The organism is Sphingomonas sp. CROZ-RG-20F-R02-07, assembly GCF_022662335.1.
Classification (GTDB): domain Bacteria; phylum Pseudomonadota; class Alphaproteobacteria; order Sphingomonadales; family Sphingomonadaceae; genus Sphingomonas.
This window is the reverse complement of record NZ_JAKNQJ010000001.1, coordinates 59,420-71,312: the sequence shown is the minus strand read 5'-3', so window position 1 is coordinate 71,312 and position 11,893 is coordinate 59,420. Positions and strand designations below refer to the sequence as shown.

General features: G+C 67.7%; 12 protein-coding genes and 1 pseudogene. 7 read left to right on the top strand and 6 right to left on the bottom strand.

Translation table 11 applies throughout. From position 1 onward, the window contains the following. Positions 1 to 2 precede the first annotated feature (2 nt). Positions 3 to 449, top strand: a complete 447-nt coding sequence (locus L8H00_RS00275; protein ID WP_242095221.1) for a MaoC family dehydratase — start codon at positions 3 to 5, stop codon at positions 447 to 449. A gap of 212 nt (positions 450 to 661) precedes the next feature. Here L8H00_RS00275 and L8H00_RS00270 read toward each other — a convergent pair whose 3' ends face one another. The 4 genes from L8H00_RS00270 to petA all read right to left on the bottom strand — a co-directional run bounded on the left by L8H00_RS00270 (position 662) and on the right by petA (position 4,169). Next, entirely contained in the window at positions 662 to 1,249 is a 588-nt protein-coding gene (locus L8H00_RS00270; RefSeq protein ID WP_242095220.1) for a hypothetical protein, read from the bottom strand. A 139-nt stretch (positions 1,250 to 1,388) separates the two neighbouring features. Next, complete coding sequence (locus L8H00_RS00265; protein ID WP_242095219.1) at positions 1,389 to 2,258, bottom strand: cytochrome c1; 870 nt, start codon at positions 2,256 to 2,258, stop codon at positions 1,389 to 1,391. A gap of 31 nt (positions 2,259 to 2,289) precedes the next feature. Then, entirely contained in the window at positions 2,290 to 3,573 is a 1,284-nt protein-coding gene (locus L8H00_RS00260) for a cytochrome b/b6 (protein ID WP_242095218.1), read from the bottom strand. 11 nt (positions 3,574 to 3,584) lie between these two features. After that, positions 3,585 to 4,169, bottom strand: coding sequence for a ubiquinol-cytochrome c reductase iron-sulfur subunit (gene petA, locus L8H00_RS00255; RefSeq protein WP_242095217.1), 585 nt, complete (start codon positions 4,167 to 4,169; stop codon positions 3,585 to 3,587). A 175-nt stretch (positions 4,170 to 4,344) separates the two neighbouring features. Here petA and L8H00_RS00250 point away from each other — a divergent pair, with 175 nt between their 5' ends. From L8H00_RS00250 to L8H00_RS00240, 3 genes are all read left to right on the top strand, one after another. Next, the gene (locus tag L8H00_RS00250; protein ID WP_242095216.1) at positions 4,345 to 4,791 is read left to right on the top strand and encodes a tRNA (cytidine(34)-2'-O)-methyltransferase; all 447 of its coding nucleotides are present in this window, start codon (positions 4,345 to 4,347) and stop codon (positions 4,789 to 4,791) included. A 159-nt stretch (positions 4,792 to 4,950) separates the two neighbouring features. Then, on the top strand, positions 4,951 to 5,793 hold the full coding sequence (hemF, locus tag L8H00_RS00245) for an oxygen-dependent coproporphyrinogen oxidase (RefSeq protein ID WP_242095215.1): 843 nt from the start codon (positions 4,951 to 4,953) through the stop codon (positions 5,791 to 5,793). After that, the gene (locus L8H00_RS00240; protein ID WP_242095214.1) at positions 5,784 to 6,380 is read left to right on the top strand and encodes a GNAT family N-acetyltransferase; all 597 of its coding nucleotides are present in this window, start codon (positions 5,784 to 5,786) and stop codon (positions 6,378 to 6,380) included. Before hemF ends, L8H00_RS00240 begins: the two co-directional genes overlap by 10 nt. 10 nt (positions 6,381 to 6,390) lie before the next feature. Here L8H00_RS00240 and L8H00_RS00235 read toward each other — a convergent pair whose 3' ends face one another. After that, the gene (locus L8H00_RS00235; RefSeq protein ID WP_242095213.1) at positions 6,391 to 6,819 is read right to left on the bottom strand and encodes a response regulator; all 429 of its coding nucleotides are present in this window, start codon (positions 6,817 to 6,819) and stop codon (positions 6,391 to 6,393) included. Between the two features lie 71 nt (positions 6,820 to 6,890). Between L8H00_RS00235 and L8H00_RS00230 the strand changes: the two are divergent. Both L8H00_RS00230 and rsmD read left to right on the top strand, forming a co-directional pair. Then, positions 6,891 to 7,700 (top strand): annotated as a pseudogene (locus L8H00_RS00230) (pseudouridine synthase); the annotation flags it as partial. 716 nt (positions 7,701 to 8,416) lie between these two features. Beyond that, positions 8,417 to 8,953, top strand: a complete 537-nt coding sequence (gene rsmD, locus L8H00_RS00225) for a 16S rRNA (guanine(966)-N(2))-methyltransferase RsmD (protein ID WP_242095212.1) — start codon at positions 8,417 to 8,419, stop codon at positions 8,951 to 8,953. Positions 8,954 to 9,014: 61 nt separating this feature from the next. Here the strand turns inward: rsmD and L8H00_RS00220 are convergent, their stop codons facing one another. Continuing rightward, positions 9,015 to 9,335: a UrcA family protein gene (locus L8H00_RS00220; RefSeq protein ID WP_242095211.1), complete on the bottom strand. Its 321-nt coding sequence runs from the start codon at positions 9,333 to 9,335 to the stop codon at positions 9,015 to 9,017. Between the two features lie 219 nt (positions 9,336 to 9,554). Here L8H00_RS00220 and L8H00_RS00215 point away from each other — a divergent pair, with 219 nt between their 5' ends. Further along, complete coding sequence (locus L8H00_RS00215; RefSeq protein ID WP_242095210.1) at positions 9,555 to 11,834, top strand: UvrD-helicase domain-containing protein; 2,280 nt, start codon at positions 9,555 to 9,557, stop codon at positions 11,832 to 11,834. The last annotated feature ends 59 nt before the right edge of the window (positions 11,835 to 11,893 follow it).

Sequence of the window (11,893 nt, the reverse complement as noted above, 5' to 3'; positions counted from 1 at the left end):
GCATGCAATATTTCGAGGATCTGGTCGTCGGCTCGGTCGCGCGGTTCGGCGCCTATGCGGTCACACGCGAAGAGGTGACCGCCTTTGCCGAAGCCTATGATCCGCAGCCCTTCCATCTGTCCGACGAAGCGGCGGCGGAGACCTATTTCGCGCGCCTGTCGGCCAGCGGTTGGCACACCTGCGCAATGACGATGCGGATGATCGTCGAGAACATGAAGACCAACCAGCAGGCCGGGCTGGGCTCGCCAGGGATCGATGCGCTGCAATGGCTGACGCCGGTCTATCCCGGCGACACGCTGCGGTGCGAATCCGAGATCCTGGAAAAGCGCGTCTCTGCCAGCCGCCCCGAAATGGGGATCTTCAAGAGCCGGATGCGCGTGTTCAACCAGGACGACGTGGTGGTGATGACCTTCGTGTCGAATGGGCTGATCTCGACACGACCGGCCTAGACCTGGATAAAGCCGCGTGATCCGATCACGCGATGCTTCTGTGCTAAGCTTGGCGAAACACGCTCTCCGCAGGCGTGCCTTCCTATTCTCAACAGGCTCTTCGACAAGCTCAGGGCGATCGGATGAGAGTGGCGTCATCAAACTCTATGAACGCCACTCTTCGCATCCTGGCGTCTTAGCGCGAAACCCAAGACGCCGTGGGCGCCGCCGGCTCAGCGATGCCCGTGCCCACCATTGCCGTGCCCTCCGCCATGGAAGCCACCGCCATGGAAGCCGCCGCCATGGAACCCACCCGGATTGCCGCCACGCTGCCCGCCACCTGGCGCGCCGTTCGCTCCCGGGACACCTGCACCCTGCCCGGCGAACCCGCCACGGCCCTGGAACCCGGCGCCGTTTCCGCGATAGCCACCGCCGTTGAAGTTCGCCCCGTGATCGCCGTGGCCGAAGCCGCCCCAATTGCCGCCACCGCGATAGCCGCCGCTGCGACCCTGCCAGTAGCGCTGCTGATTACCATTCCAGCGATAGGGCCGGCGATAGCGATCATAGACGTACACGCCGCTGCCGGGATAATAATAGTCGCCGTACCAGCCGAAATACGAGCCACCATAGCCACCATAGCCGAACCCGTCATAGCCATAGCCGCCATAGCCGCCATAGCCGCCGCCGTAATAGCCGGGGCCATAGCCCGCCGCGTCATAGCCGACACCGACGCCGCCATAGCCGTAACCATCGTTGCAGCCGGCCGTACCAAGCGCCATCAGACCGGCCATACCGGCGAGAGCGATGCTCTTGAGGTTCATGGATATAATCCCATACTTGGGACGGCAAGACGCGCCGTCGAACACCATCAACGGACCGTAGTGATACCGGTTCCGTTCCGGCCGGAACGGACGCGGAACGCCGCTTTGGTGCTTCAAACCGCGCCAGGCAATCCGGCCCTCAATGCTTCAGGTCGCGCCAGACATTCTGATAGGCGCCCCAAGCCAGGAAGCAGAAGATCATCAGGAAGATCACCGCCGCGAGCCCGGCGGCGTGGCGCGCCTCCAGATTGGGCTCGGCCGTCCAGCTCAGGAACGCCGCCACGTCCTTCGCCATCTGGTCCACCGTCGGGCGGGTGCCGTCGGCATATTGCACTTGACCGTCGGACTTCAGCGGCGGCGGCATCGCGATGTTGAGGTTCGCGAAATACTGGTTGTAGTACAGCCCCTTGGGGGTTGCGATGTCGGGGAATTCCTTCACCAGATCGGTCGGCTGCTTCACATAGCCATGGGCGACGAGCGAGTAGACATAGTTCGCCCCACCGTGCCGCGCCTTCGTCATGTCTGACAGGTCGGGCGGCACCGCATTGTTGTTGGCGGCGCGCGCGGCGATGTCGTTGGCGAAGACGAGCGGGAAGTGATCGGACGGAATGTTCTTGCGCGTCGAGGCCTCGCCCGTGTCGGGATTGGGCGCGGGCTGCTCGATCTGCCACTGGTTGGCGATCGCCTTCACCTCGGGTGCGGTATAGCCGATCTGCGCGAGGTCGCGGAACGCGACGAGGCGGATCGAGTGGCAGGCCGAGCAGACCTCCTTGTACACCTGGAACCCGCGCTGAAGCTGGCGCCGGTCATATTTGCCGAGCACGCCGTCCGAGGACAGCCCGGCGTTCAGCAGGTGCGATCCGGTCGTGGCCTCGATCCGCCCCTGCACGAACTCCGCGGCGGTTTCCGCCGGCGGATTCTTGATCCGGTCCGACACCGTGCCGAACAGCGCGAGCGCCAGCACGAAGACGAACGCCGCGCCGACCAGAGCTGCAATTGCTCGAACCATGTCCCGTTCTACCCCTAAGTCTTCGTTCGTCTTACGCCAGCGCCGTCTTGGCAGGGCTGGTGCCGCCATGCTTTTCCAGCACGGCTTCGGTGATCGAATTGGGCAGCAGCCGGGGCCGCTCCGAACGCGAGATGATCGGCAGCACGATCAGAAAATGCGCGAAATAATAGGCCGCGCTGATCTGCCCGAGCATGATGTAGCCGGGCGATGCCTCCGCGCCGCCGACCCAGCCGAGGCACAACACGTCGACCACCAGCACCCAGAAGGCGATCCGTGCCTTGGGCCGATAGTTGTTCGAGCGCACCGGCGACGAGTCGAGCCAGGGCAGGAAGAACAGCAGCAGGATCGAACCGAACATCGCCAGCACGCCCCAGAGCTTCGCCGGCAGGATGAAATCCGCGGTGAACGAGCGCAGGATCGCGTAGAAGGGCCAGAAATACCATTCGGGCACGATATGCGCGGGCGTCGAAAGCGGATTGGCCGGGATGTAATTGTCCGGATGGCCGAGCAGGTTCGGGAAGAAGAACACCAGCGCGGCGAACACCAGGAAGAACACGCCGACACCGACGCCGTCCTTGGCGGTGTAATAGGGGTGAAAGGGCACGGTATCCTGCGGCCCCTTCACGTCGACGCCAGTCGGGTTGTTCGACCCCGGGATGTGCAGCGCCCAAATGTGCAGCACGATCACCGCCGCGATCACGAACGGCAGCAGATAGTGGAGCGAGAAGAAGCGGTTGAGCGCGGCATTGTCGGGCGCATAGCCGCCCAGCAGCCACACCCGGATCGTCTCGCCCACCAGCGGTATCGCCGAGAAGAAGCCGGTGATGACCTGCGCCCCCCAGAAGCTCATCTGCCCCCAGGGCAGCACATAGCCCATGAAGGCGGTGGCCATCATCAGCAGGAAGATCGTGACGCCCAGCAGCCACACCATCTCGCGCGGCGCCTTGTACGACCCGTAATACAGCCCGCGGAAGATGTGCGTATAGACCACGATGAAGAACATCGACGCGCCGTTCGCGTGCGCATAGCGCAGGAACCAGCCGGCGTTCACGTCGCGCATGATGCCCTCGACGCTGTCGAAGGCGACACCGGCATTGGCGGCATAATGCATGGCGAGCACGATGCCCGTGACGATCTGCACCGCGAGCGCGGCACCGGCCAGCACGCCGAAATTCCAGAAATAGTTGAGGTTGCGCGGCACCGGATAGCCCGCGCCCACGGCGTTATAGGCAAGCCGCGGGATCGGCAGCTTCTCGTCGAGCCACCGCATCAGCGGCTGCTTCGGCTCGTAATGCTTGGCCCAGGAAAAGCTCATATTCTCGTTCCTCAGCCGACCGTGACGCTGGTCGGCGTCGTGAAATTATACTCGGGCACGAACAGATTCTTGGGCGCAGGCCCCTGTCGGATGCGTGCTGCGGTGTCATATTGCGAGCCGTGGCAGGGGCAGAAATAGCCGCCATATTTGCCGCGGTTCTCGCCCTCGTGGATGCCGAGCGGAATGCAGCCGAGATGCGTGCAGACGCCGAGCGTGATGAGCCAGTTCTTGTGCCCCGCCTTGGTCCGCTGCTCCAGCGTCTGCGGATCGCGCAGTTCGTTCAGCGCGACGGCATCGGCCTCGGCAATCTCCTTGGCGGTCAGGTTGCGCACGAACAGCGGCTGCTTGCGGAACGAGGTGATGACGCCCTGCCCCGCCTCCACCTTGCTCAGGTCGACCACCGTGGTCGATTGCGCGAGCACGTCGGCGGACGGGTTCATCTGGTTGATGAGCGGCAGCACGATGGCAAGCGCCCCGACGCCGGCGAAGGACACCGCGGCGACGTTGATGAAATCGCGGCGGCGCGGATCGTCGATCGGTTCGTGGAACGGCGCGGGATCTTCGCCGGGAGGAACCATGGTGTCGACGTTCGCCATTCAACTCGCCCTATAACCCCGGATACCGAAGCCACGTACGGAAGACAGCGCCCCCGCCGTGCCGCGCCTTTCGTCCCCAAAGGCTGCCATGATGTGATAGACGGCGGACGGGCGCTTTGCCAACAGGCATTTTGCGCGGCCGCGGGGGGCGGCGCGTCGGCGGAGAACATCCATCATGCGCATCGCGCTCTACGAGCCGGATATCGCCGGCAATGTCGGCACGATCCTGCGCACCGCGGCGTGCCTGGGCGCCTGCGTCGACCTGATCGAGCCGATGGGCTTCCCCTGGGGCGACCGTTCGCTGGCGCGCGCGGGCATGGATTATGCGCGCCGCGTCGATGTGGTGCGCCATGTCGATTGGGCGGCGTTCGAGGCGCAGGTGGGGGGGCGGATCGTGCTGTTGACGACCACCGGTGCGATCGACCTGCCCGCCGCCAGCTTTCGCGCCGACGACGTGCTGCTGCTGGGATCGGAGGGCGCGGGCGTTCCCGAGCCGGTCCATGCCCGCGCCGACCTCCGGGTGCGGGTGCCGATGCGCGACGGGTTCCGCTCGCTGAACGTGGCCGCCACCACCGCGATCGTGCTCGGCGAGGCGATGCGGCAGATGGGTTGGCCGGTTTAGACCGGGACGCCGGGCCTTCGGAGATCGAAGCGGGTCGCACGGAGGCGCGGAGCGAACATCGTTTCTTCGGAACTTGGCGCCGACCCGATCGCCATGGCTGAAAACCGATCCCGCCTAAAATCCTCCCCGTGCGAAACAGGATTTGATAGGGGCACCGCCATGCCACCGCCCGACCCCCAGCAAACCGCCGCCCGCGCCTGGTTCGAAACCCTGCGCGACCGCATCTGCGCCGAATTCGAGGCGATCGAGCGCGAGGCGGGATCGGACGCCGCCTTCGCCTACACGCCCTGGGACCGCGCGGACCCGAGCGGTGCGCCGGGCGGCGGCGGCGTGCGCGGGGTGATGAAGGGCCGGGTGTTCGAGAAGGTGGGCGTCAACGTCTCGACCGTCGGCGGCACGTTCGAGGGCGACTTCGCCAAGTCGATCCACGGCGCCGGCGAGCATCCGCAATTCGCCGCCACCGGGATCAGCCTCGTCGCGCACATGGCCAATCCGCACGTTCCCGCGGTGCACATGAACTGCCGCTTCCTCGCCACCACCAAACGCTGGTTCGGCGGCGGCGCGGACCTCAATCCGCCGCTGCCGATCGCCGACGACACGGTCGCCTTCCACGCGGCAATGCGCGAGGCGTGCGACGCGCATGATCCGGCCTATTATCCGCGCTTCAAAGCCTGGGCCGACGAGTATTTCTACATCCCACACCGGCAGGTACACCGCGGCGTCGGCGGAATCTTCTTCGATCATCTGGAGAGCGACTTCGACGCCGATTTCGCGTTCGTGCGCGACGTCGGGCTGGCCTTCCTGTCGGCCTATCCTGCGATCGTGCGGGCGCGGATGGACGCGCCGTTCGACGCTGCCGATGTGGCGGCGATGCGCGCATGGCGGGGGCGTTATGCCGAATTCAACCTCGTCTATGATCGCGGCACGCTCTTCGGGCTGAAGACCGGCGGCAATATCGATGCGATCCTGATGAGCTTGCCGCCGGTGGCGACATGGGACTGATCGCGGTACCGAACGGCGATCTCGCCACGATCGTCACCACGCTGGAGATGACGCGGCGGCCGCCGCTGCGCCCCGTCCCACCCTCGCCGTTGCGGCTGGTGCGCTGGGCCGAGCCGACGCTCGCCCGCTATCGCATGCTGTTCGCGCAGGTGGGCTCGCCCTGGCTCTGGTATTCGCGGCTGGTGATGGCGGATGCCGATCTCGCCGCCATTCTCGCGGACCCCGGCGTGCAGGTCTTCGCGGCGGTCGATCCGCGCGGGATCGAGGTGGGGATGGTCGAACTCGATCACCGCCAGCCGGGCGAGGTCAGGCTCGCCTATTTCGGGCTCGTGCCCGAACTGGCGGGCCAGGGCCATGGCCGTTGGATGATGGCGGAGACGCTCGCCCGCGCCTGGGCGCCGGGCGTGACGCGGTTGTCGGTGTGCACCTGCACGCTCGACCATCCGTCGGCACTCGGCTTCTACCGCGCACAGGGCTTCACCGCGACGTCACGCACCATGGAGACGTTCCCCGATCCTCGCCTGTCGGGCACGCTGCCGCGCGACGCCGCACCGCAGATCCCGTGCCTCGCCGACCGGCCCGCATAACGGGAACGACTCAGGCTTCCAGAAAGATCGTCAAGCCCGGCGGCATACGCTTGGCCGGCCGGCCGTCGATCGCCGCCTCGATTGCGGCGATCGCGGCGATCAGGTCGCGCTGCGCATAGGGTTTGGCGAGGCAGCCCGCGGCCAAAGGCTGCGCCTCGGGCGGGAAATTGCCGGTCACGAACAACACCGGGATCTCCTGCGCGAGCGCTGCGCGGGCCACGTCGAGCCCCGATCCGTCGGCAAGGCGGACGTCCACCAGCACCAGATCGATGGGCTCGCCCCGCCCGATCACCGCGACCGCATCGGCCACGCGGTCGACCGTACCGACGATCGTATAATTCGCATCCGACAGGAAATGTTCGGTATCGAACGCCACCAGCGGCTCGTCCTCCACGACGAGCAGGCGCACGATCTGCCGCTTCTTCCGTCCGAAGATCATGCCTTGCTCATCCTCGTCCGCCCAGCGGGCTCGTTACGCGTCCGTCTCCTAACGCGCCGCTGCGCGCGGGGATGCAAATATTTTCGCATGGGGGTGCGCATTCGGCTATCAGCGCGGCGATGACCGATACCCCTCGAGATCCCGGCGCCGGCGAACGCCCCGCGCCACGCGCCGGAGAGCGCATCGCCAAGCTGCTCGCCCGCGCCGGCATCGCCTCGCGCCGCGAGGTGGAACGGATGATCGAGGACGGGCGGATCGCGATCCACGGCACCGTGCTGACCACGCCCGCTACCGTCCTGACGACGCTCGACGGCGTCACGGTGGACGGCCAGCCCGTCCAGGCGCCCGAGCCGACGCGGCTGTTCCTCTACCACAAGCCGCCCGGCCTGCTGGTGACGGAGCGCGATCCGCGTGAGCGGCCGACGATCTACGATCATCTGCCCGACGATCTGCCACGCGTCGTGCCGGTGGGGCGGCTCGATCTGGCTACCGAGGGGCTGTTGCTGCTCACCACCGATGGCGGGCTGAAGCGGCAACTGGAACTGCCCGCCACCGGCGTCGAACGCGCCTACCGTGCGCGCGCTTATGGCCCGATCACGCAGCAGCAGCTCGAGGATCTGTCCCAGGGGATCGAGATCGAGGGCATCCGCTACGGATCGATCGACGCCAATATCGAGCGGCGCACCGGCGCGAACGTGTGGATCGAGATGACGCTGACCGAGGGCAAGAACCGCGAGGTGCGCCGCGTGCTGGAGCATCTCGGGCTTCAGGTGTCGCGGCTGATCCGCATCCGCTACGGCCCGTTCGTGCTGGGCGAACTGGAGCCGGGGCAGCTCGGCGAGGTCAAGCAGCACGATCTGGTCGATTTCCGCAAGTCGCTCGGGCGCGCGCCGGCGCTGTCGGCGAGCCTCGACGTGCCCAATGCGCCGGTCGCGCCGGCCGTCGTGACGGTGGAGGCACGCCGCGCCGCGCCGGCCGCGCGGGCGCCCCGCCCCGCCCCGGCACGCGACCTGCGCCCCGCGCGCGAACCCGAACGGCCGTTCCGCATCCGCCCGGCGAGCGAGGGCGGGCCCGTCCGCCCACAGACGCCCCGCGCCGCCACCACCGAGCGGCCCTTCCGCATCCGCGAAGTCGCCACCGACGAACGGTTCCGCACGAGCCGGCCCTATGCCAAGCCCGGCGTGGACCGCGACACCCGCACCGACCGCCCCGCTCGGACGGATGCGACCAACCCGCGCTTCGGCGACCGCAATGCCCGCGGTGATGCGCCGCGCACCGAGCGCACCGGCCGCGACGCCCCGCGCACGGGCTTCGCCAAGCCCGAGGGGGGTGGCCGCTCGGGTCGCCAGGGTGAGCGCGGAGCCTTTGCAAGCCGCGACCGCGCACCGGCGGACGAAACCGCGAACGGCCGCACCGCGCGCACCGCGGCGCGCACGCCCTATGCCGGCACCGAGCGCGTGCGCACGGATCGCACCCGCTCGGACGATCGCGGCGCCCCCCGCCCCACGGCCGGCAAGCCCGCCGGCGGAAAGCCGGCCAAGGGTCCGGCAGGCGGCCGCGGCCATCCGCCGCGCACCCCGCGCGGGGGCAAGCGCTGATGCGCGTCATCGCCGGCCAGTGGCGGGGCCGCCCGCTCGTCGCGCCCAAGGGCGAGGCCACGCGCCCCACCGCCGATCGCACGCGCGAGGCGCTGTTCTCGATGCTGACGAGCCGCGTCGGCAGTTTCGAGGGGCTGACCGTCGCCGATCTCTTCGCCGGATCGGGTGCGCTCGGGATCGAGGCGCTGTCGCGCGGTGCCGCGGCGTGCCTGTTCGTCGAACAGGATCGCCCCGCGCTCGACGCGCTGAAGGCCAATCTGGCGAAGCTGGGCACGCGGCAGGACGTGCGCGCCACGTCGGTTATGGCGCTGCCGCCCGCCGCCGCGCCGCTCGACCTGATCCTTATGGATCCGCCTTATGGCACCGGCGCGGGGGTCGTCGCGCTCGATCGCCTCGCGCGGCTCGGCTGGACGAGCCCGGCGACGTGGATCAGCATCGAGACCGCCAAGGCCGAGGAGCCCGTGATCGCCGGCTTCACGGTCGATGCCAGCCGCGTTCACGGCAAGGCGCGGATCACCTTGCTGCGCGCCGACTGACACGGGCGCCGGCGGATCCGGGGGCGATGCCGGCGGCTCCGCCCCCGGCCCGGCCACCGCCTCAACGCTGGATGGCGGCCACTTCGACGCCCGAACGCGCCGCGATCGCCGCGATCTGCGTGGCGCCGTCGCGGAGCATTTCGGCGTGGCACTGCTGCTCGTCGCGCTCGCGAACGAGGCCGATCGCCATCGAGACGCAGGCCTGGTCGGCCGCGATGCGGATCCGGTCGCTCAGGATCGTACGGTCGCGCGGATTGGCGAGGTCGAGCCCGGCGCTCGACACATGGACCTTCACCGGCTCGCGAGTCTGGGCGACGGCGGGCGCGATGCAAAGCATGGCGAAAACGGCCGCGGCGGCGCCGCGACAGACGAAATGGATCACGATGTTTCTCCTGATGGACGATCTGCCAACCGCCGCGCCGGGCCCGCATCGCGCCTCTGACGGACCGAAATCACGGGCCGGCATCACCGGCACGCCTCCCCTAGTCGGCTCCCGTGACGGGCTCGCGACCGCTTCGCGACGGTATGAAGACGGCGCGAAAGTCCATGCCCCGCCGCCGCAAGGTTGCCCTGAAGCCCAGCGTTCCCTACCTGTTCACCGGTGAACCAGCTCGCCCAGAACCCCGCCGACGCGCCCTATCTCCGCGGCCTGAACCCCGAACAGCGTGAGGCGGTGCTGACGACCGACGGCCCCGTGCTCGTGCTGGCGGGCGCCGGCACGGGCAAGACCGCGGCTTTGACCGCACGGCTTGCGCATCTGCTCTTCACCCGCAAGGCGTATCCCAGCGAGATCCTGAGCGTCACCTTCACCAACAAGGCCGCACGCGAGATGCGCGAGCGCGTCGGCCGGCTGGTGGGTGACGCGGTCGAGGGCATGCCCTGGCTCGGCACCTTCCACGCGATCGCCGCCAAGATGCTGCGTCGCCATGCCGAACTCGTGGGGCTGCAATCCAATTTCAGCATCCTCGACACCGACGACCAGTTGCGGCTGCTCAAACAGCTCATCCTCGCCGCCGACATCGACGAGAAACGCTTTCCCGCGCGCAGCTTGGCGGGGCTGATCGACCAGTGGAAGAACAAGGGGCTCGTCCCCGCCGATATCGATGCCGGCGAGAGCGAACGCTACGCCAACGGCCGCGGCGGCGAACTCTATGCGCAATATCAGGCGCGGCTGATCGCGCTCAACGCCTGCGACTTCGGCGACCTGCTGCTCCACATGCTCGTCATCCTGAAGACGCACCGCGACGTGCTGGAACTCTATCAGAAACGCTTCCGCTACATCATGGTGGACGAATATCAGGACACAAATTCGAGCCAGTATCTGTGGCTCCGCCTGCTAGCGCAGGAGCGCCGGAACATCGCCTGTGTCGGCGACGACGATCAGTCGATCTATTCCTGGCGCGGCGCGCAGGTCGAGAACATCCTGAAGTTCGAACGCGACTTTCCCGGCGCCAAGGTGATCCGGCTCGAACAGAATTATCGCAGTACGCCGCACATCCTGGGCGCCGCATCGGGCGTGATCGCCAACAATGGCGGCCGGCTCGGAAAGCAGCTCTGGACCGAACTCGACGCCGGCGAAAAGGTGAAGGTGATCGGCGTCTGGGACGGCCCCGAGGAAGCGCGCCGCGTCGGCGAGGAGATCGACAGCGCGCGGCGGTCGGGCAAGAGCCTCGACTCCGTCGCAATCCTGGTGCGCGCGCAGCACCAGACGCGCGAGTTCGAGGATCGCTTCATCGCGACCGGCATGCCGTACAAGATCGTCGGCGGCTTCCGCTTCTACGAGCGTGCCGAGATCCGCGACGCGCTCGCCTATCTGCGCGTCGTCAACCAGCCCGCGGACGATCTCGCCTTCGAACGCATCGTCAACGTGCCCAAGCGCGGTTTGGGCGACAAGGCGGTGGCGCGTATCCACCAACTGGCGCGCGCCACGCATGTGCCGCTCACCACCGCCGCCGCGCGCATCCTCGATACCGACGAGCTGGCCGGCCCCGCACGCAAGTCGCTCGGCCGCCTCGTCGGCGATATCGCGCGCTGGCGTGAGATGGCGACGACGCTGCCCCATGCCGAACTCGCGCGGCAGTTGCTCGACGAGAGCGGCTATACCGCGATGTACCAGAACGAGAAATCGGCCGAGGCCGCCGGACGGCTGGAGAATCTTTCCGAACTCGTGCGTGCGATGGAGGAATATGACAGCCTCGGCGCGTTCCTCGAACATGTCTCGCTGGTGATGGACACCGAAGGTCGTGTCGCCGAGCCGCAAGTGACGATCATGACGATCCACGCCGCCAAGGGGCTGGAATATGACACCGTCTTCCTGGTCGGCTGGGAGGAAGGGCTGTTCCCGTCGCAACGTTCGCTCGACGAAGGCGGCACCTCCGCGCTGGAGGAGGAACGCCGCCTTGCCTATGTCGCGATCACCCGCGCCCGGCGCCTGGCAGTGATCTTCCACGCCGCCAACCGGCGCATCTACGGCCAGTGGAATTCCAGCATTCCCAGTCGCTTCGTCGGCGAACTTCCCCCCGAACATATCGAGAGCGAGACCACGCTGTCGGGCGGCGCGAGCCTGTGGCAGGCGAACTGGTCGGACCGGGCCGACCCGTTCGCCGACGTGGCGCGGGGCACCGGACGCGGCCCGGGCTGGCAGCGCGCGGCCTCGGCCGGCGGCTATGCCACCACCCCCGCCCGCGTGGTCGAGGCGCGCGCGAGCGCGGTCAGCCTGGGCAACAAGGGGCGCGACGACGTGTCGCCGGGGCTGCGCGTGTTCCATCAGAAATTCGGCTATGGCACGATCGCCGAGATCGAGGGCAACAAGCTGGAAATCGATTTTGAAACGGCGGGGCGGAAACGGGTGATGGACAGTTTCGTGACGCTGGCGCCGTGACGCGCTGCGTCACGAAAGCGTCACGCCCGGATAAACTCCCGTTTACTGCTTCAGGTTAA